We start from the raw sequence: 18399 nt of genomic DNA, 5'->3' as shown, positions 1-18399 counted from the left end.
AGCACACGCGAAAGACAAGGAAAGCGATACAGCAATGACAGTGGATATCACGCCGACACACGAAAAAATGTTGATCGGCGGCGAATGGGTGGAAGCCGCTTCGGGTGACCGGATCGACGTCATCACGCCGATCGATCGCAATGTCGTCATTGCCGGCACGCCCCGCGCCGGCAAGGAAGATGCCGACCGTGCGGTCGCGGCCGCCCGGCGGGCGTACCCGGCCTGGGCCGGCCTGCACTTCAAGGAACGCCAGCGGATGCTGCTCGCGGTCGCCGACGAACTTGCGGGCGAAGCCGAGAATCTGTCGCAACTGACGGCTTTGGATACCGGGAATGCGCTGCGTACGCAGGCACGCCCCGAGTCGCAAACGCTCATTGACCTGTTCCGGTTCTTCGGCGGCGTCGCCGGCGAGGTCAAGGGCACCGTGCTCCCGGCCGGCGACAACCAGCTGCAATACACGCGCCGGCAGCCGCTCGGCGTGGTCGCCGGCATTTTGCCGTGGAACTCGCCGCTCATGATCGCCGGCTTCAAGACCCCGGCAGCGCTTGCGGCCGGGAACACCATGGTGCTCAAGGCGGCCGAGGACGCCCCGCTGACCATCCTCAAGATGGCCGAGATCTGCCAGCGGGTGTTGCCGCCCGGCGTCCTGAACGTGGTCACGGGGCTCGGTGCCGAGATCGGCGAGGAACTCGTCGTGCATCCGGACGTCGACAAGGTGTCCTTCACCGGATCGACTCTCATCGGACGGGGCGTCGCGCAAAAGGCGGGGGCCCGGCTGGCGCACAGCTCGCTCGAACTCGGCGGCAAGTCGCCGTCCATCGTGTTTCCCGATTCGTGCACGGACGACGTCGTCGACCAAGTGCTGTTGGCCACCCGGTTCGCCCGGCAGGGTCAAAGCTGCACGTCCGGGTCGCGCTTGTTCCTGCACGAGGACATCTACGACGACTTCCTAGGACGCCTGGTCGACAAGATCTCGGGGCTCAAGGTCGGCGATCCGCGTGAAGAAGCCAGCGACATCGGCGCCGTGATCAACAAGAAGCAGTACGACCGCATCGCCGAGTACATCGCGGACGGCAAATCGCAGGACGGCGTGCAGGTCGCCTACGACGGCGCCGACAAGCTGACGGTCGGCGAGCCCGGTTTCTACCACGCTCCGCAGGTGCTCTCGCGAGTCAGCAATGATTGGCGGATCGCTCAGGAAGAGATCTTCGGGCCGGTGCTTGCGGTGCTGCCGTGGAAGGACGAGGACAAGGTCGTCGAAATGGCCAATGCCACGCATTACGGCCTGGCGGCGTTCGTCTTCAGCAAGAACCTGGACTCGGCGCTGAAGACCGCCCACCGGATCGACTCCGGCTGGGTGCAGGTCAACCAGGGCGGCGGTCAGGTCGTCGGGCAGGCGTACGGCGGTTTCAAGACCAGTGGCATCGGTCGCGAGGTTTCCGTCGAAGGCATGCTCGAAGGCTTCACGCAGACCAAACAGATCAACGTGAAGCTCGCGTAGCCGGCTTTGTGCGGATGGCGGGCCGGGCACGCCAAGTGCCCGGCCCGCCCGTGCTCGCTCGCTCGCGTGCGAGGGTCAGCGAGCCGTCCAGCCGCCGTCGAGCACAATATTGCTGCCGGTCATATTGGTGGCGGCCGACGAGCAGGCGAACGCGACGGCGTCCGCGATCTCTTCCGGCTCGGCAAGGCGTTTGAGGGGCTGCGTGGCCAACATGACGTCGCTCAGTACTTGCGACTCGGGAATGCCGTGGGCCTTGGCCTGGCCGGCAATCTGCGATTCGATGAGCGGTGTGCGTACATATCCGGGATTGATGCACACACTGGTGACGCCGTGCTCCGCGCCCTCCAGCGCCGTCGTCTTCGATAGGCCTTCCAAGCCGTGTTTGGCGGCCACATAGGCGCCCTTGAACTCGCTGGCGCGCAAGCCGTGCGCGCTGGAGAGGTTGACGATCCGGCCCCACCCCCGCTCATACATTGACGGCAGGACGGCGCGAATGAGCAAAAACGGGGCAGTGAGCATCACTTGATGGAGCAGCTGCCACTTCTCCGGCGGGAATTCGTGCAGCGGAGCGATGTGCTGCAAACCGGCGTTGTTGACGAGGATGTCGGCGTCCAGCGTCAATGCCGCAAGAGCATCGGAATCGGTCAGGTCGACTGTCCACGTCTGCGCGCTCAGCCCGGCATCCCGGAGTTCGCCCGACAGCTGTTCGAGCGCTTCGGCATTGACGTCCGCCAATGTCACGTGCGCGCCTTGCTCGGCAATCTTACGCGCCGTCGCCGAGCCGATACCGCCGGCCGCCCCCGTCACAATGGCATGCCGCCCGGATAAACTTGATTCGCTCATGCCTTCACAATAGCTGGCGCTTTCCGCTCGAATGAGAATGACACGGGTGTCATTCGCGCCTACGATGGGGGCTGGACATGATCGTGCCGACGGCATGAGCTCGGCAGGAGCGCTTTTAAGGAGATTCGATGAGTCAAGCGACCCGTGACGTTCCGGCGGACCCGGAATCCGGCGAGCTGTCCGAGCGCGACCAGCAGATTCTCGACTTCGAACGGCAATGGTGGCGTTACGCCGGCGCCAAGGAACAGGCCATCCGTGATCAGTTCGGGATGAGCGCGACAAACTATTTTCAAATTCTCAATTCGCTTCTCGACTCGCCGGCCGCACTTCGCCACGATCCGATGCTCGTCAAGCGGCTGCGTCGCATGCGCGACGTCCGCCAGCGTGAGCGCTCTGCGCGTCGCCAGGGCCACGGGACGGCGTAATGCCGCAGCAGTACCCGCCGGACGAATTCGACGACGTCACCGACTCGGATCGTCGCGGTACGCACCGGGAGAAATCCGCAAGACTCGGCGGCGTGAGCTCGATAGTGTTCGTGGCGATAGTCGTCGTGGTGGTGGCGCTGCTGGGGATCGCCGTGGTCAACATCGTGAATTCAGGCAAGGCCGGTACCGATCGGCAATCCGCGATCTCCGGGGACAACGGCAAATCCGACTCCGGTAAGGCCGGCGACAAGAACGGCAAGTCCGGCAAGAGCTCGAAGAAACCGTCGGCGACGAAGTCCACGAGCAAATCGCCCGTCGCCGCCGTCGACAAGTCGGAAAATGTGCAGGTGCTCAACTCGACGACAACCGCCGGAATGGCTGCACGTGCCTCCGAGAAGCTGCGCGACGACGGCTGGTCGGTCAGCTCGACCGGAAACTACGGCACCCCGCAAGATACGACGACCGTCTACTACAGCTCGGCGGACTTGAAACCGACCGCCAAGGCACTGGCCAAGAAACTCGGGACGACGAAGGTCGAGCAATCAACGCAGTTCGCCACGTCCGTCACAGTCGTTCTTGGATCGGACTATTCGGACTCGCAGTAGCGTGCGCCGGGCCGGTATCTGCTTCTGGCGCGGGCCGCAGATATATAACGGATTGGTTGCGGGATGTGATCTACGCCCTAAAAACGGCGAATTTCCCGGTTAAAGTGAGTGCTGGTCAAACAGTTCGATGAGCACACCCTCTCCTCAAGTCTTGCCGCCTCACGGTGGCCGGCGGATTGGCCCGCACGTTGGACCATCGCGGACCGCGCGAGCGTGAGACCCGATCCGGCCGGTAGCCGGATTGCAAGACCGTAGTGAAATTGGAGCAAGAAATGGCCCAGGGAACCGTCAAATGGTTCAATGCCGAAAAAGGATATGGATTCATCACCGTTGAAGGCGGCGGCTCGGACGTTTTCGTCCACTGGTCGTCGATTCAAATGGACGGATATCGTTCGCTCGAAGAAGGCCAGCAGGTCGAATTCGAGGTAGGAGAAGGACAGAAGGGCCCGCAGGCCGAATCCGTTCGTCCGTTCTGAGCCGAGTGCAGCCGGAGCCGAGCATTCGGCCGCATCGACGGTGAGGGCGCCGCTCCGTAATCGACGGGGTGGCGCTTTCCGTCATTTTCCGGTCTCCGTCATCTTGCACTCTCGGGTGGAGAGTGCTAAATCTAGAGTTAGCACTCTCGCTATGAGAGTGCCACATTCTTGATCTGAGTGAGAGCTGGATCTTCGCGGCCGTAAAGAGATCGGACGCGGAGGCGGTTCGACCGTCGCGGGCATTCGGATCGGGTCCACCATCCATACCCGGTACCGGGAGGGACGACAAGCCACCATGGCTAAGATGATTACGTTTAATGAAGAGGCCAGGCGCGGTCTTGAGCGGGGTCTGAACACCCTCGCCGACGCCGTCAAGGTCACGCTTGGCCCGCGCGGCCGCAACGTTGTTTTGGAGAAGAAGTGGGGAGCTCCCACCATCACCAACGACGGCGTGTCCATCGCCAAGGAAATCGAGCTCGACGAGGCATACGAGAAGATCGGTGCCGAGCTCGTCAAGGAAGTTGCCAAGAAGACCGATGACGTCGCGGGCGACGGAACCACCACCGCCACGGTTTTGGCACAGGCGCTCGTGCGCGAAGGTCTGCGCAATGTCGCTGCCGGCGCCGATCCGCTGAGCCTGAAGCGCGGCATCGAGAAGGCCGTCGAAGCAGTCACTGCCGATCTTCTCGCGTCCGCCACCGCCGTGGAGACCAAGGAGCAGATCGCTGCGACCGCCGGTATCTCGGCAGGCGATCCGGCGATCGGCGAGCTGATCGCCGAAGCGATCGACAAGGTCGGCAAGGAAGGCGTCGTCACTGTCGAGGAGTCGAACACGTTCGGCCTCGAACTCGAGCTCACCGAAGGCATGCGCTTCGACAAGGGCTACATCTCGCAGTACTTCGTCTCGGACGCCGAGCGCCAGGAGACGGTGCTGGAAGATCCGTACATTCTGATCGTCAACTCGAAGGTCAGCAACGTCAAGGATCTCCTGCCCGTGCTCGAGAAGGTTCAGCAGTCGGGCAAGCCGTTGATGATCATCGCGGAAGACGTCGAGGGCGAAGCCCTGGCCGTCCTCGTGGTGAACAAGCTCAAGGGCACGTTCAAGTCGGTTGCCGTCAAGGCTCCGGGCTTCGGCGACCGCCGCAAGGCGCAGCTGGCCGATATCGCCATCCTCACCGGTGGCCAGGTCATCGCCGAAGAGGTCGGCCTCAAGCTCGAAAACGCCACAGTCGATCTCCTGGGCACCGCCCGCAAGGTCGTTGTCACCAAGGACGAGACCACCATCGTCGAAGGTGCCGGTGACGCCGAGGAGATCGCCGGACGCGTTCAGCAGATCCGCGCCGAGATCGAGAACTCGGATTCGGATTACGACCGCGAGAAGCTGCAGGAACGCTTGGCCAAGCTGGCCGGCGGCGTGGCAGTCATCAAGGCCGGTGCCGCGACCGAGGTCGAGCTGAAGGAACGCAAGCACCGCATCGAAGACGCCGTCCGTAACGCGAAGGCCGCCGTCGAAGAGGGCATCGTCGCCGGTGGCGGCGTGGCTCTCATCCAGGCCGGAGAAAAGGCATTCGCCGGTCTCCAGGTCGAGGGCGACGAAGCGACGGGGGCGAACATCGTCAAGGTCGCCATCGATGCTCCGCTGAAGCAGATCGCATTCAATGCCGGGCTCGAGCCGGGCGTTGTGGCCGAGAAGGTTCGCGGGCTGCAGGCCGGACACGGCTTGAACGCCGCGACCGGCGAATTCGAGGACCTGCTGGCCGCGGGCATCAATGACCCGGTCAAGGTGACGCGTTCGGCTCTGCAGAACGCCGCGTCCATCGCCGGGTTGTTCCTGACCACCGAAGCAGTGGTCGCCGACAAGCCGGAAAAGGCCGCCCCGGCCGGGGATCCCGGTGACATGGGCGGCATGGGCGGAATGATGTAATCCGCTCTCCGCAACACGCAAAGGGCCGACTCCGGGAAACCGGGGCCGGCCCTTTGCCGTGTTCGCGGGGTAGGTTGTCCGCCGCGGGGCTGCATTGCCGACCCCGTGGCGGACGAACGACCTCGTGGGCGGCGGTCAGCGGCGGTTGTCGCGCCAATCGCGGGCACGTTGACGGCGTTCGTCCCGCGTCAGACCCGACCAGGCGCCGTGCGGACCGTTCCAGCCGGGGCCGTAGGGGCCGTGGCGGTAGGAGTCGTCATCGGGGTCGGCGCCGGACCCCATGGCCTTGCGGTCCGCCTTTTGTTCGAGCTGTTCGCGGCGGGCATCGATCTGATCGCCCTTGTTGAGCAACGTCGTGACGACGCCGACGCCGGTGCCGACAACGACGAACACCGGCCAAAAGAAAACGAGATGACCGCTCGCCATCGAACTCGCTCCCCAGATCCCGGTGGTGATGGCCGAGCTGCCGATTGCCCCCGACAGGCGCTGCCGGAAACTTCGCTTGTAGTCCCGTTCGGCTTGGGACTGAAAGTCGTGCGAGGGCTTGGCCGGTACCGGCGTTCCGTCCGCCGGGGACAGATCGGCCAGGATGGGCGGGAAGTCGCCGAGGGTCTTGGCGCGCAGCACCGCATCGCTGCGCTCGTCGTATTCCTCGCGGTCGAGTCGACCGTCGGCGAAAGCGTCCGCAAGCTCTTGAGCGACGGCGTCCCGGTCCCGATCGGAGGCACGCAACGATGCCGCGCTGGGATCGCGCGGATCGCGGCTGAGCCGGGACCAAACGTCGCCGGATGAAGCTTCCGTCATTATTATTGATTCTTCCACGCATGACAGAATTGAGCTACATCGCGTAGAAAGAGAGAAGCTTATGCCAACGGGACATGGCGCCCGATTCGAAGTCGTGAACGACGACTTCCGCGCCCCGTACGTCGCAGACAATAGCCGGTGGGCGGGGTTCTCGTACCGCCGCGTCGGCAATTCCGGGCTCCTGCTGCCGCCCATCTCGCTCGGCCTGTGGTACAACTTCGGCGACAACCGGCCGTTCGACGTTCAACGGGAAGTGCTGCGCTACGCGTTCGATCACGGCATCAGCCACTTTGATCTGGCAAACAACTACGGACCGCCCTACGGATCGGCCGAAGAGAATTTCGGCCGGATGATGGCAAAGGATTTTCGTCCGTACCGTAACGAGATGGTCATCTCGACGAAGGCCGGATGGGACATGTGGACCGGCCCGTACGGGCGTTTGGGGCCGCGCAAATACCTGCTGACCAGCCTCGACGAGTCGCTGTCGCGGATGAACCTCGACTATGTCGACATCTTTTATTCGCACCGTTTCGACGCGGATACTCCGCTGGAAGAGACGATCGGCGCGCTGCACACCGCAGTCACCTCGGGAAAGGCCATGTACGCAGGCATTTCGTCCTATTCGGCCGAGCGGACCGCCGAGGCCAAAAAGATCGCCGACGATCTGGGCACTCCGCTGATCATCCATCAGCCCGCCTACTCCATGCTCAACCGGTGGGTCGAAGACGGGCTGCTGACAACACTCGACGATCGCGATATGGGCGCGATCGTCTTCACTCCGCTGGCCCAGGGGCTCTTGACAGGCAAATATTTGGGCGGCGCGGACGGCGTGGCGCGCGCGACCGACCGACCGAGCATTGGCGGCGACACCTTCACGAAAGAGAACCTGGACGCCGTGCGCGCCCTGAACGACATCGCCACCCGCCGCGGACAAACACTCGCGCAGCTGGCCCTGGCGTGGGTGCTGCGCACGCCGACCGTGACGTCTGCCGTCATCGGCGCCTCCAGTGTGGGGCAACTGAAGGAAAATCTCGGCGCGCTGGACAATACCGAGTTCACGGAAGCCGAACTGGCGGAGATCGATGCGGCGACGTCCGCGGCCGGAGTCGGCGGCTGGGAGGCTTCGTCCGAATTGTGACGCCCGCTCCCAGGCCTCGCTCAGACTGTCGCGCGAAAATGGTGTGAGTCGACGGGCAAAGGAGTCAGAAGTGGTGGCGGTTCTCATTGTGGTGCTCGTACTGCTCGGGCTCCTCATCGTGGGGATCTACTGGCGGAACGCCAGGCACGCCGCGGCCCGCCGCGCAATCGACCTGGGGCTGGTCAGCGCTGCCGCCGAAGACGACATCAAGGAGTTCGCCCACGAACTCGCCGAGCTTCGGGACGCCCCCGCCATCGGCATGCTGTCGGCCGGCACGCAGCGCGAATACGACAGCGCACGCGAATCACTCGACGCCGCGGCCACGCTGCTGGCCAAGGCCTCGGGACCCGCTGAGATCCGCCGTGTCACCGAATGCCTGGAACGGGGGCGCTATTCGGTGATGTGCGTTCGCGCTCGGCTGAGCGGCAAGCAGCTGCCCGCGCGCCGTCCGCCGTGTTTTTTCAATCCGCAGCACGGTCCGTCGGCCGGGGACGTCGACTGGGCACCCCCCGGCTCCCAGCCGCGTCCCCTTCCGGCATGTGCGGACGACGCCCTGCACGTCGCCGTCGGAGCGCCGCCGGACATCCGCACCGTTCTGGTCGGCACCGGCACCCTGTCCGTTGAATACTGGCGAGCCGGCTCGGCGTTCGCCGGCTACGTGACCGGCTATTTTGGCGCGTATGCGGCGGGCGGCGCGCTGCCCGGACTACTGACGGCCGTGATGGACGGCGCGAACGGTGATCCGAGCGTTTCGCCCGGAACTGCGCGCGGCAACGGTTGAGTCCCTGCGATAATGGGGGCGTGGGCATTTTCATCGATGAACCGCTGTGGCCGGCCCACGGCACCGAATGGTCGCACCTCGTGTCGGACCGGTCGATGGCCGAACTGCACCGATTTGCCGGCGCGACCGGAATCCCGGCCCGCGCGTTCGACGGAGACCACTATGACGTGCCTGCCGCTCAACTTGCCGCGCTCGTCGATGCCGGGGCCGAACGGGTCGGCACGCGCTCGATGGTGCGCATCCTGATGTCGAGCGGGCTGCGAGCAAAACGTCCGCGCAGTGCCAAGCCCCGGTATCGCTCGCGCGACAAAGCCTTCGCGGCGGCCATTCTCACGCATGCGGACGGCGTCCGGGCGCCCGGATACGAGGCGGTGTTCGCCGCGGACGACGTCGAGAACGCTATCAAGCATGCCCAGGCCCTCGAACCGGCCGTTGACGTTGCAGTACTGACGAGTGATGCCTGCGGCGCGGACGAGCGCTTGCGTGCGGTATATCTGGAGTCGTCGACAATCGACGGACGCAGCAGCTACCGACACCCCGTCGGAGCATGGGTGCTCGGCCGGGTGCACTGGAACTCGGTACTGGCCGGTGGTCCGTCTGCCGTGCCGGACGCTCGCGTGCCCGGCGACGTTCAATGGGAGGGACACGATATGGCAGGCCCGCGCGAGGTCCAAATCCGCGATTCGGCGATTCGGCTGGGGCAACTGCTCAAACTGGCAGGATTCATCGGTGACGGCAGTGAAGCCAAGATGTTCTTGGCGGACGGCCGCGTGAGCGTCAACGGGCACACGGAAGACCGGCGCGGCCGCCAGCTCCACCCCGGGGACGTCGTCGACGCAGCCGGTGACGCGGTCCGGGTGGTCGGACCGTGAGCGCCGTCAAGCGCGCCGCCGTCGTCGACGAGCCGCTGGACGCCGCATCGCATTCGGCCCTCGTCGAAGGGCCCGGACTGGGTGCTGTCGTGACCTTTTGCGGCGTGGTGCGCAATCACGACCAGGACCGGCACGTCGTCCGTCTTGACTATGAAGCCCACCCGACCGCGGAGACGGTGCTGCGCCGGCTCGTTGAAGACTGCCTGACCCGGCATCCGGCCGATGCCGTCGCGGTCTCGCACCGGTACGGATCGTTGACGGTGGGCGACCCGGCGTTCGTGGTGGCCGTGTCGTCGGCGCACCGACGCGAGGCGTTCGACTGTGCAGAGGCAATCGTCGAGGTCGTCAAGACCGAGCTGCCGATGTGGAAGCACCAAACCTTTGGCGACGGCACGAGCGAATGGGTGGCCAGTGCCTAGTTGCCAGTGCCTAGTTGCCGGCGCCTAGCCGCCTGCGAACGGCGGCAGCACGTCGAGTGTGTCCGAGTCGCCGACGAGCGGTGATTGCGCGGCGTCCGAAGCGACTCGCGGGGCCACAGCCGTCCCGTTGAGAAGGTAACTGCACGCCGGGATCACGTCCGCCAGCTTGTCGTTGGCCCCGGCCAGCTCGGTAAGCAGACCGGCCAGGCTGGTCCGGCCCGTGAGCGCACGGGTCTCCTCGCTGCTGCCGGCCGCGGCTCGCGCGGCAGCGAAATACCTGATGAGCATCGTTTTTCCTCCTGGGGCCATTATCCCATGGAAGCGTTATCCGCGGGCTCCGGTCTCGGTCTTCGTCTCGGCTCGCTCATCGGGCTGGTTTTCCGCCTGTTTCTCGGCTCGCTTGTCGGCGCGGAATCCTTCGTCGTTCTTTCCGGACTTCCAATAGCCGGAGATCGATAGCCGATCCTTCTCCATGCCGCGCTCGGACAACAGATACCGGCGCAAGTCTCGCACGAACCCGGCCTCGCCGTGCACGAACGCGTGCACGTCGTCCCCGGGCCAGTCGGCCGCCTTCACGGCCGGAACAAGATGAGTGCCCGGAGCATCGGGGCCGCGATGGAACCAATGCACGGTCAGTCCCGTCCGCGGCTCGATCGGCTGCTCCTCCTCCGCGCTCCCGACCTCGATGAAGGCTTCGGCGCGGGTGCCTTCGGGTAACTGTTCGATCGCGCGCAGGACGGCGGGCAGCGCGGATTCGTCGCCGACCAGCAGATGGCGATCGGCAGCCGGATCGGGGGCGTAGGCCCCGCCGGGACCGAGCAGATAGAGATCGTCCCCGACGCGCGCCCCGGCGGCCCACGGCCCGGCGATGCCTTCGTCCCCGTGCACCACGAAATCCAGCGTCAGCTCGGTCGCGGTCTGGTACCGCACGGTGTACGTGCGCATGGCGGGCTGGTGCTCGCGCGGGTACTCGGCGCGAACGACTTCCATGTCGAGCGGATCGGGGTAGTCGACGCCGTCCTTCATGAACAGCACTTTCACATACGCGTCGGTGAAACCGTTATCGGGAAAGTCGGCAAGCGCGTCGCCGCCGGCCACGACCCGGATCATATGCGGGGTCACGGGAAAGACCCGCGTGACCGTCAGATGCGTCAGACGTCGCTTCTTGCGAGGCGGTACGGACGCGGGGGAACTATCAACCATTCGTCCAGCTTAGGTTATCCTAATTCGTGCGGCGACGTCGGCGTCCGGTTCGCCTGCCGGCGCACTACTGTAGACCGGGCGCACCCCACACCGGCGACCAGCGGGACAAATCGCTTTCAATCGGCACATCGGACGACAAGACGCCGCGCACCTGCAACTCCAAAGCGCTGTTGCGCTGCTGCTTGCGGGCATTCACGGGGATGAACGGATAGAAAGTGCCGCGCTTGTACAGGTAGACCAGTGCGAGCCGGTCCCCGTTCGGATTCGTGAAGTACATCAGCGAACACAACAGCATCGGTCCGAACCCTTGCGATTCGAGACTTGTGTTCACGGCGTGCAGATCGGTCACCAGGCCGCTGGCGTCGGCCTCGTCGTGCTCGACGACCAACCAGGTGAAACCATAGTCGTCGACGGACGGCGTGACAGTCGTGCCGACATCGCGCGAGAGCAGCGCCTGGATGTCATCCTGCGTCGTTGAAAACGCGCTGCCCTCGACGCTTCGGTACGAGACCGAGCCGCTGCCGGTGGGCGTGAAACGGGTGGCCGCCTGCAAGGTGATGGCGGCGTCCGGCAGCGCGAACAGGTCGTCGAGATTCGCCTTTTTGGGTTTACTGCGGCCCAGGAGCGCGTCGAGGAACCCCATCAGCGCTGCTGTCCGAGTTCGGCCGAGATCTTGCTGAGCTGTTCGAGACGCTTGTCGAGCGGCGGGTGGGTGGAGAACAGCTTGCTGATATCGCTGGCGTGCAGCGCCGGCACCAGGAAGAACTGGTTGTAGGCGCCCACCTTGCGCAGATCCTTCGTCGGGATCTTGCCCATTTCGCCGGAGACCTTGACCAAGGCGGAGGCCAGTTCGCTCGGGTTGCCGGTGAGGTAGGCGCCCGAGCGGTCCGCCGCCAGTTCGCGGTACCGGGAAAGCACGCGAATCAGCAGGAACGACAGTGCGTACACCACGACGCCGACCAGCACGACGATCAACTGGATCGGAATGCCGTTCTGGTTGTTATCGCGTCGCCCGCCCATGAACATCCACGAGCGCATCATCAGGCCGGCCAGGACGCCGCTGATACCGGCGATGGTCATCACCGTGACATCGCGGTGCGCAACGTGCGAGAGTTCGTGCGACAACACCGCTTCGACCTCTTTGCCGCTCAACCGGGTCAGCAGCCCGGACGTCACGCACACGACCGATTTCTCCGGCGAGCGGCCGGTGGCGAACGCGTTCGGCATGTCCGAATTCGAAATGGCCACGACCGGCTTCTTCATGTCCGCCAGCTGGCAGAGCCGATCGATGATGGTGTGCAGCTCGGGGGCTTGCTGCGGCGACACGACTCGCGCGTTCATGGCCCGCATGGCCAGCTTGTCCGAGAAATACCATTGGCCCCAGAAGAGGCCGACGCTGATGACGAGGGCGAGGACGACGCCGCCGACTGTTCTGCCCATGAGGAACCAGATCGCCAGTATCAGCACGACGTACAAGAGCCCGAGCAGGAACATCGAGGTTCCCATCCGGAAATTGAGCCCGAGATCTCGCCCGTACCTGGTTTTTGCCATTAGCGCCGTTTCTCCTTATTAGGTTCCGGGGATCAATCCGTCGTCGTTGAGCAATTCGCGGACTTCGTCCACGCCGGCATCGGGGTAGGGAACCACGATGTCGGAAGCGCCGAGATAATCGTCGGCGACAGCTGTTCCGGCTTTCAACAGCCGTTCGCGCAACGTTGTCAGGGCAACCCGGGTGCCTTCCGCGTCGCCGGCTGCGACTGCTGCTTCGAGCCGTTCGTCATAGGCTTGCACTTCGCCGAGTTCGTCGTCCGGCACGTCGAACTGGCCTTCGCCGAGGATGCGGATGATCATGCCTGGCCCCCTTCGGTCTTGGGGGCCTGCGAGGAATCGTCGGCCGAACCGCCCTCGATTTGTCCGGACGATTTCGAGCCGCTGATCTCGCCCTTAAGGCGGCTGAGTTCCATCTCGACGTCGGACGTCGACGACATGCTCTCGAGTTCGGCCGAGATATCGTCCTTCCGGGTACCGGTGACGTCGTCCAAGGCGCCCGACGAAAGAAGCTCGTCGACGGCGCCGGCGCGTGCTTGCAGCTGCTGGGTCTTGTCTTCGGCCCGCTGCACCGCCATTCCGACGTCGCCGAACTCCTCGGAGATGCCGGAAAAGGCCTCGCCGATCTTCGACTGTGCTTCCGCCGCCGTGTAGGTGGCCTTGAGGGTCTCCTTCTTGGTGCGGAACGCATCGACCTTCGCCTGCAGTCGCTGCGAGGACAGCGTGAGCTTTTGCTCTTCCGCCTGCAAGCTTTCGTGCTGCGTGGTCAAATCGTTGATTTGGCCGGTCAGGCCCGATTTGCGGGTCAGCGCTTCACGGGCCAAATCCTCGCGGTCCATGGACATGGCCTTTTTGGCCTGGCCCTCGAGTTTGGTCTGCTGTTGCTGTAATTGTCCGATTTGCAGTTCGAGCCGTTTACGGCTGGTGGCGACGTCTGCAACTCCGCGGCGGACCTTCTGCAGCAGTTCGAGCTGCTTCTGGTACGAATAATCCAGGGTTTCGTTGGGATTTTCCGCGTTGTCGAGGGCCTTATTGGCCTTAGCACGGAAAATCGTGCTGATGCGTTGAAAAATGCCCATTGGCTTGCGCTAGCTCCTCATTGTCTTCGGCGTCGCCGGTTCACCGAAGCGTGCCGACCGGCTGACGGCATCGCCACTACTGGTAAGACGAACAACGACTTCTGGTGGTTCCACGTGCTGATCCTCACATTATCGTCTCCGACGGCGGATCGGTGAACCAGGCGAAAAGTCAATGCGAGAAAAGGCGCGTATTCGCCGCCTCCACTTCCGCATACCCTCGACCGGCCGCTGCAAGCGACTGATTGATGTTCAACAGTGATTCGCGCACTTTCTCTTGCACCGACCGCCATTCGGCCACCACTTGCTGGAACGAGCTCGATGCCGAGCCTCGCCAGCATTCCTCCAATGCCGTGAGATGTCGCATCATCGTGTCGACCTCGGTATTGACCGCCGCAGCGGACGAACCGACTGCCGACGACGCTTGATGCACCCGTTCGGAATCCACCTCGAATGAGCTCATGTCCTTTCCCTTCCCTCATTTGCCGTCCGCGCTGGACGGCGCGTGCGTAACGGTAGGCACGCCGGCGCATGCATGCGCAAGGACGCGGCGCCGGGCTGTGGACAACCCTGCGCCGCGTCCCTGCTGTGGACGGGAGTCGGCTTTCGCTCCGCTCGTTCTAGCGGCCCGGTGAGCCCGGCCGCTCCTATTGCGCTTCTTTGGCCGTCAGCTTCACGTCGAGCGTCTTCTTTGCGCCGTCGCGGACGACGGTGATCTTGATGGTGCTGCCGACCTTTTGCGACTGGATCAAAGCGATGAGCGAGTCCGCATCGTTCACCGGTGTCTTGTTGATGGCGATGATTTGATCGTCCTTCTGCACGCCGCCTTGAGCGGCGCCCGAACCCTTGACGACGGAGATCACCTTGGCACTTCCGTGCACAGCCCCTCCGACGTGAACCTGGGAGGTCTGCAACGTGATGCCCAAGAACGGGTGCTCGGCCTTGCCGTGTTCAATGAGCTGTTTTGAGATGTCCGCGGCCAAATCGATCGGAATGGCGAAGCCGAGACCAATCGATCCGCTTTGCTGTCCGGCGCTGCTGCCCAGCGAAACGATCGAGGAGTTGATGCCGACAACCTGGCCGCCGGCATTGACGAGCGCGCCGCCGCTGTTGCCCGGGTTGATTGCCGCATCGGTTTGGATCGCATTTGTCACGACGGTGCCTTGCGGCTGGTCCGGCGATTGGCTCTGCCCATTCTCGCCGCCTTCGTGTTTGGCGGTGACGACCGGACGATTGAGTGCCGACACGATGCCCGTCGTCACGGTCCCGGCCAGGCCGAGGGGGTTGCCGAGGGCCATCACGGGCTGGCCGACGTTCAGCTTGCCGGATTTGCCAAGAGTTGCGGGCTTGAGGGTGGACGGCGCGTCGTCCAGTTTGATCACGGCCAAGTCGGTGTCCGGATCGGTGCCGAGCACCGACGCCTTATACGTCTTGCCATCGGACGTGGTGACCGTCATGGTGTTCGAACTGTCCGCCGCATCGGCCACGACATGGTTGTTCGTGAGGATCTTGCCGTCTTTGGACAAGATGATGCCCGACCCGAGCTCGCCGCCGTCGCCGACGATGACCTTGATCGCCACAACGCTGGGAGAGACGGTCTTGGCGACCTGCTGCCAGTTGGGCGACGGGTTCTCCGACGCCTTGCCGGGGTTTTGTTGCTGTTCCACTTTGCCGGACTCCGGCGACGAGGCCGTGGTGGTCGGAGTGGTGAGCTTGACCGCGCCGAACGATCCGCCGGCGGCCAGCACCGCTGCGATTATCGCTGCAATGATGACGCCGGGCCATCCGGGGCGCTTCTTTTCGCGGCGCGGTTTCGCAGCCGGTTTTTGCGGATACGGGTATTGCTGGCTCGGTCCCGGACCTTGCGGCGGGCGGGCCTGCGGGTACGGGTATTGCTGGCTCGGTCCCGGACCTTGCGGCGGGCGGGCCTGCGGGTACGGGTATTGCCGGCTCGGTCCCGGGCCCTGCGGTGGGCGGCCCTGCGGGTATTGCTGGCTCGGTCCCGGGCCCTGCGCCGGATTGTCCTGCGCCGGATTGCCCTGGGCCGGATTGCCCTGGGCCGGATTGCCTTGGGCCGGACCGGCTCCCGGTTGTCCCGGTCCGGGCTGTTGCGGCGGGCCCGGCTGGGACGGCCTGCCCTGCGGCTGCACGGGGCCTTGATATCGCGGAGGCTGCTGCGGATTCGGCTGCTGCGGATTCGGGGTCGGCGCGTTCCTCGGCGAATCGTCCGGTTCTTGTCCGGGCGTATTCTCGGTCATCGAATGCTCCTCATCGTGGGCCTGTTATAGCACAGCATGTCGCTTCTTATTATTCTCTGCCTGGGAACGTGCTGAGTCTTCCTTGAGCGTTGCCGCGACCGGGGATCGGCAGTCATGGCGTCCGGCTCGTCGGCAAGGATACCCGGAACGTTGCCCCGCCGCCCTCGGTAGGCAACACTGTGACGTGCCCGCGGTGTGCCGCAACTATTGCCGCGACTATCGACAGCCCCAGCCCGGACCCGCCGGTATCGCGTTTGCGGGACGAATCGGTGCGGTAAAAGCGCTCGAACACCTTCGTGATCTGGTCGTCGGCGATGCCCTCGCCGTGATCGCGCACGTCGAGGATGCTCTGGACGCCCGTATCGCCGATCCCGATCTCGATGGGAGTGCCGGTCGGAGTGTGCCTGATCGCGTTGGCAATCAGGTTCGTGACGACTTGTCGCAGGCGGGCCTCGTCGCCGCGCACAATCGACCGGTCCGCCGGCGCTGCGCCGTCGATGCCGGAGATGTTGATGGCGCGGTCCGGGGCGATCGCCTGGGTATCGAGCACGGCGTCCCGCGCCAGCTGGCCCATGTCCACGTCCCCGACGTCCGCAGCGCGTTGCTCGTCCAGCCGCGCCAACATGACAAGGTCCTCGACGAGCCCGCCCATGCGGGTGGCCTCGTTCTCGATGCGGGTCATCGCCGAATCGAGATCGCCGGACGTCGTGATGGCGCCTTGCCGGTAGAGCTCGGCATATCCACGGATCGTCACGAGCGGAGTCCGGAGTTCGTGACTTGCATCGGAGACGAACCGCCGCATTCGCGCTTCGCTGGCGCTGGACGCCGCGAAAGCCGACTCGATCTGCCCGAGCATGATGTTGAGCGACGAGCTCAATCTGCCCAGCTCCGTATCGGTCGGCGCGCTGGCGACGCGCCGCGACAGGTCGCCGGCCGCGATGGCGGTGGCCGTTTGCTCGATATCGCGTAGCGGCCGGAACGCGCTCGAAATCGCCAGCCACGCAATGCAGCCGGTCAGTGCCAGCGCTATCAGCCCGATGCCGATCAGTGCTGCTTTCGCCCGGCCGAGGGTGTTGTCGACTTCGGAATCGAGCGGCAATGCCACGGCGACCAGCAGCTTGCCGTCATTGGCCGGTAGCGCTATCACTCGCCAGTCGCTTTGCGAACCCGACACCGTGAACGGTTCGTAATTGCCGGTCGCGGCGTTCATATGGGAAGCGACTTCGGATGAATCGATCTGCGGCAGGTGCGGCACGTCGTTGTTGTTGCCCGGAGCCGAGACGCCCTGATGCCCGACGAGTGTGCCGTTCGCCGTCGTGATCTGCACGTAGAACTCGGTGGGCAGGAGATCGCGGATCGATTTCTGCGTTGGCGTCTTTTTCGTGCTGCCGGGGCGGCCGAGGATCTCCGGGGCGACCTGGGCCACGAGCGGCTCGGCAACTTCGACCAGGCGTTGATCGTTGCGCGTCATCAGGTTCTGCTTGAGCAGCGCCAACGTACCGGCGCTCGTGCCGATCAAGGCAAGCAACAGCAACGTCACGGTAATGGTGACGAGCCGGCTCGTCATGGACCAGTCCTGCCACAACGCGCCGCGGGCCGGCGTGGCAGGATCCGGGGCCGCCGAGTCGTTCCCCTGCCGCGGAACAGCGCCGGTTTCCGGCGCGCTGCCCGGGGCCGACGCGTCCGCCGATTTCCGCTGGGGCCGGAACGACCAATTCACCGTGTGACGTGAAATCTACGAGTGCGGAGAACTACTTCGGTGCCCGCAGCATATAGCCGACGCCCCGTTTGGTCTGGATCATCGGAACCCAGTTGTCCGCTTCGGTGGCGCCGGGCAATTCCGACTCGGGAGCCACGTCGACCTTTCGGCGCAGGTACGAGATGTACGACTCGACGATGCCGGTGTCGCCGCCGAAATCGTACTCCCAGACATGATCGAGGATCTGTGCCTTGCTCAGCACCCGGTTGGCGTTGAGCATGAGGTAGCGCAGCAGCTTGAACTCGGTGGGGGACAGGTCGATGAGGAACCCGGCGCGGCGCACCTCGTGGGTATCGTCGTCCAGTTCCAGATCGCCGACCCCGACGACTGCTGATTCGTCATCCTCGGCGCCGCGAGTACGGCGCAGGACGGCGCGGATCCGCGCGACGACCTCTTCGAGGCTGAATGGTTTCGTCACATAGTCGTCGCCGCCGACGGTCAAGCCGGTGATCTTGTCGGACGTGTCGTCGCGGGCCGTGAGGAACACGACCGGAATGTGTTTGCCGGTGGCGCGCAGCCGGCGGGTCACCGTGAATCCGTCCATATCGGGCAGCATGACGTCGAGGACCACGAGATCCGGCGCGGACTCTTCCGCCGCCTTGAGTGCGTCGTTTCCGTTGCCGGCCGCCACGACGTCGAATCCGGCGAACCGCAGGCTGGTGGCCAGCAGCTCGCGGATGTTCGGTTCATCGTCGACGACGAGCAGTTTAGCTTCCGTGTTGGTAGTCACGAACATCATTGTGTGTGCCTTTTCTGAACATTTCCTG

21 protein-coding genes are annotated in these 18399 nt (G+C 64.5%); 9 read left to right on the top strand and 12 right to left on the bottom strand.

The annotated features are described in order from the left end of the window. Window positions 1–34 precede the first annotated feature (34 nt). Window positions 35–1501: an aldehyde dehydrogenase family protein gene (locus BJY26_RS01285; RefSeq protein ID WP_179424993.1), complete on the top strand. Its 1467-nt coding sequence runs from the start codon at window positions 35–37 to the stop codon at window positions 1499–1501. 75 nt (window positions 1502–1576) lie between these two features. Here the strand turns inward: BJY26_RS01285 and BJY26_RS01280 are convergent, their stop codons facing one another. Beyond that, a complete protein-coding gene (locus tag BJY26_RS01280; protein WP_179424991.1) occupies window positions 1577–2344 on the bottom strand; it encodes a 3-hydroxybutyrate dehydrogenase in 768 nt (255 codons plus the stop codon). A 128-nt stretch (window positions 2345–2472) separates the two neighbouring features. Between BJY26_RS01280 and BJY26_RS01275 the strand changes: the two genes are divergently transcribed. The 4 genes from BJY26_RS01275 to groL all read left to right on the top strand — a co-directional run bounded on the left by BJY26_RS01275 (window position 2473) and on the right by groL (window position 5774). Continuing rightward, window positions 2473–2769, top strand: coding sequence for a DUF3263 domain-containing protein (locus tag BJY26_RS01275; protein WP_179424989.1), 297 nt, complete (start codon window positions 2473–2475; stop codon window positions 2767–2769). Then, entirely contained in the window at window positions 2769–3374 is a 606-nt protein-coding gene (locus BJY26_RS01270; protein WP_179424987.1) for a LytR C-terminal domain-containing protein, read from the top strand. The genes BJY26_RS01275 and BJY26_RS01270 overlap by 1 nt, the downstream gene beginning before the upstream one ends. Window positions 3375–3646: 272 nt before the next feature. Continuing rightward, window positions 3647–3850 (top strand): cold-shock protein, encoded by a 204-nt coding sequence (locus BJY26_RS01265; RefSeq protein ID WP_179429701.1) that lies wholly within the window; start codon window positions 3647–3649, stop codon window positions 3848–3850. Between the two features lie 295 nt (window positions 3851–4145). After that, window positions 4146–5774 carry a chaperonin GroEL gene (gene groL / locus BJY26_RS01260; protein WP_179424985.1) on the top strand — a complete coding sequence of 543 codons (1629 nt, stop codon included), beginning with the start codon at window positions 4146–4148 and terminating at the stop codon, window positions 5772–5774. Between the two features lie 135 nt (window positions 5775–5909). Here groL and BJY26_RS01255 read toward each other — a convergent pair whose 3' ends face one another. Next, complete coding sequence (locus BJY26_RS01255; RefSeq protein ID WP_179424983.1) at window positions 5910–6578, bottom strand: DUF1707 SHOCT-like domain-containing protein; 669 nt, start codon at window positions 6576–6578, stop codon at window positions 5910–5912. Window positions 6579–6639: 61 nt separating this feature from the next. On the opposite strand from BJY26_RS01255, the gene BJY26_RS01250 reads away from it, so the two are divergent. Genes BJY26_RS01250 through BJY26_RS01235 form a run of 4 tightly spaced genes read left to right on the top strand, consistent with a single transcriptional unit; the run spans window position 6640 to window position 9788 of the window. Beyond that, on the top strand, window positions 6640–7716 hold the full coding sequence (locus tag BJY26_RS01250) for an aldo/keto reductase (RefSeq protein WP_179424981.1): 1077 nt from the start codon (window positions 6640–6642) through the stop codon (window positions 7714–7716). A gap of 43 nt (window positions 7717–7759) precedes the next feature. Further along, the gene (locus tag BJY26_RS01245; protein ID WP_179424979.1) at window positions 7760–8497 is read left to right on the top strand and encodes a hypothetical protein; all 738 of its coding nucleotides are present in this window, start codon (window positions 7760–7762) and stop codon (window positions 8495–8497) included. 20 nt (window positions 8498–8517) lie between these two features. After that, window positions 8518–9369 carry a DUF4031 domain-containing protein gene (locus tag BJY26_RS18895; RefSeq protein ID WP_179424977.1) on the top strand — a complete coding sequence of 284 codons (852 nt, stop codon included), beginning with the start codon at window positions 8518–8520 and terminating at the stop codon, window positions 9367–9369. Further along, window positions 9366–9788, top strand: a complete 423-nt coding sequence (locus BJY26_RS01235) for a molybdenum cofactor biosynthesis protein MoaE (RefSeq protein ID WP_179424975.1) — start codon at window positions 9366–9368, stop codon at window positions 9786–9788. Before BJY26_RS18895 ends, BJY26_RS01235 begins: the two co-directional genes overlap by 4 nt. 24 nt (window positions 9789–9812) lie before the next feature. Here the strand turns inward: BJY26_RS01235 and BJY26_RS01230 are convergent, their stop codons facing one another. The 10 genes from BJY26_RS01230 to BJY26_RS01185 form a co-directional block, all read right to left on the bottom strand. Further along, complete coding sequence (locus tag BJY26_RS01230) at window positions 9813–10076, bottom strand: MoaD/ThiS family protein (RefSeq protein ID WP_218852205.1); 264 nt, start codon at window positions 10074–10076, stop codon at window positions 9813–9815. A gap of 36 nt (window positions 10077–10112) precedes the next feature. Beyond that, window positions 10113–10991 carry a siderophore-interacting protein gene (locus BJY26_RS01225; RefSeq protein WP_179424971.1) on the bottom strand — a complete coding sequence of 293 codons (879 nt, stop codon included), beginning with the start codon at window positions 10989–10991 and terminating at the stop codon, window positions 10113–10115. A 64-nt stretch (window positions 10992–11055) separates the two neighbouring features. After that, entirely contained in the window at window positions 11056–11634 is a 579-nt protein-coding gene (gene pspAB / locus BJY26_RS01220; protein ID WP_179424969.1) for a PspA-associated protein PspAB, read from the bottom strand. Further along, a complete protein-coding gene (gene htpX / locus BJY26_RS01215) occupies window positions 11634–12542 on the bottom strand; it encodes a zinc metalloprotease HtpX (protein WP_179424967.1) in 909 nt (302 codons plus the stop codon). Before htpX ends, pspAB begins: the two co-directional genes overlap by 1 nt. An 18-nt stretch (window positions 12543–12560) precedes the next feature. Further along, window positions 12561–12842 (bottom strand): PspA-associated protein PspAA, encoded by a 282-nt coding sequence (gene pspAA / locus BJY26_RS01210; protein WP_179424965.1) that lies wholly within the window; start codon window positions 12840–12842, stop codon window positions 12561–12563. Then, complete coding sequence (locus tag BJY26_RS01205) at window positions 12839–13618, bottom strand: PspA/IM30 family protein (RefSeq protein WP_179424962.1); 780 nt, start codon at window positions 13616–13618, stop codon at window positions 12839–12841. The genes pspAA and BJY26_RS01205 overlap by 4 nt, the downstream gene beginning before the upstream one ends. 169 nt (window positions 13619–13787) lie before the next feature. Next, window positions 13788–14078 carry a WXG100 family type VII secretion target gene (locus BJY26_RS01200; protein ID WP_179424960.1) on the bottom strand — a complete coding sequence of 97 codons (291 nt, stop codon included), beginning with the start codon at window positions 14076–14078 and terminating at the stop codon, window positions 13788–13790. A 184-nt stretch (window positions 14079–14262) separates the two neighbouring features. Beyond that, on the bottom strand, window positions 14263–15873 hold the full coding sequence (locus BJY26_RS01195) for a S1C family serine protease (RefSeq protein ID WP_179424958.1): 1611 nt from the start codon (window positions 15871–15873) through the stop codon (window positions 14263–14265). Window positions 15874–15985: 112 nt separating this feature from the next. After that, complete coding sequence (locus BJY26_RS01190; RefSeq protein WP_237248852.1) at window positions 15986–17593, bottom strand: sensor histidine kinase; 1608 nt, start codon at window positions 17591–17593, stop codon at window positions 15986–15988. Window positions 17594–17624: 31 nt separating this feature from the next. Further along, a complete protein-coding gene (locus tag BJY26_RS01185) occupies window positions 17625–18362 on the bottom strand; it encodes a response regulator transcription factor (RefSeq protein ID WP_237248853.1) in 738 nt (245 codons plus the stop codon). Window positions 18363–18399 lie beyond the last annotated feature (37 nt).

Source organism: Spelaeicoccus albus (assembly GCF_013409065.1).
GTDB classification, from domain to species: domain Bacteria; phylum Actinomycetota; class Actinomycetes; order Actinomycetales; family Brevibacteriaceae; genus Spelaeicoccus; species Spelaeicoccus albus.
Note: the sequence above shows the minus strand (reverse complement) of the source record. Positions and strands in the feature narration are given on the sequence as shown.

Bases quoted from the DNA above. Each gene is read 5' to 3' on its own strand.
- BJY26_RS01285 (WP_179424993.1), top strand. From the start codon at position 35: ATGACAGTGGATATCACGCCGACACACGAAAAAATGTTGATCGGCGGC.
- BJY26_RS01280 (WP_179424991.1), bottom strand. From the start codon at position 2,344: ATGAGCGAATCAAGTTTATCCGGGCGGCATGCCATTGTGACGGGGGCG.
- BJY26_RS01275 (WP_179424989.1), top strand. From the start codon at position 2,473: ATGAGTCAAGCGACCCGTGACGTTCCGGCGGACCCGGAATCCGGCGAG.
- BJY26_RS01270 (WP_179424987.1), top strand. From the start codon at position 2,769: ATGCCGCAGCAGTACCCGCCGGACGAATTCGACGACGTCACCGACTCG.
- BJY26_RS01265 (WP_179429701.1), top strand. From the start codon at position 3,647: ATGGCCCAGGGAACCGTCAAATGGTTCAATGCCGAAAAAGGATATGGA.
- groL (WP_179424985.1), top strand. From the start codon at position 4,146: ATGGCTAAGATGATTACGTTTAATGAAGAGGCCAGGCGCGGTCTTGAG.
- BJY26_RS01255 (WP_179424983.1), bottom strand. From the start codon at position 6,578: ATGACGGAAGCTTCATCCGGCGACGTTTGGTCCCGGCTCAGCCGCGAT.
- BJY26_RS01250 (WP_179424981.1), top strand. From the start codon at position 6,640: ATGCCAACGGGACATGGCGCCCGATTCGAAGTCGTGAACGACGACTTC.
- BJY26_RS01230 (WP_218852205.1), bottom strand. From the start codon at position 10,076: ATGCTCATCAGGTATTTCGCTGCCGCGCGAGCCGCGGCCGGCAGCAGC.
- BJY26_RS01225 (WP_179424971.1), bottom strand. From the start codon at position 10,991: ATGGTTGATAGTTCCCCCGCGTCCGTACCGCCTCGCAAGAAGCGACGT.
- pspAB (WP_179424969.1), bottom strand. From the start codon at position 11,634: ATGGGGTTCCTCGACGCGCTCCTGGGCCGCAGTAAACCCAAAAAGGCG.
- htpX (WP_179424967.1), bottom strand. From the start codon at position 12,542: ATGGCAAAAACCAGGTACGGGCGAGATCTCGGGCTCAATTTCCGGATG.
- pspAA (WP_179424965.1), bottom strand. From the start codon at position 12,842: ATGATCATCCGCATCCTCGGCGAAGGCCAGTTCGACGTGCCGGACGAC.
- BJY26_RS01205 (WP_179424962.1), bottom strand. From the start codon at position 13,618: ATGGGCATTTTTCAACGCATCAGCACGATTTTCCGTGCTAAGGCCAAT.
- BJY26_RS01200 (WP_179424960.1), bottom strand. From the start codon at position 14,078: ATGAGCTCATTCGAGGTGGATTCCGAACGGGTGCATCAAGCGTCGTCG.
- BJY26_RS01195 (WP_179424958.1), bottom strand. From the start codon at position 15,873: ATGACCGAGAATACGCCCGGACAAGAACCGGACGATTCGCCGAGGAAC.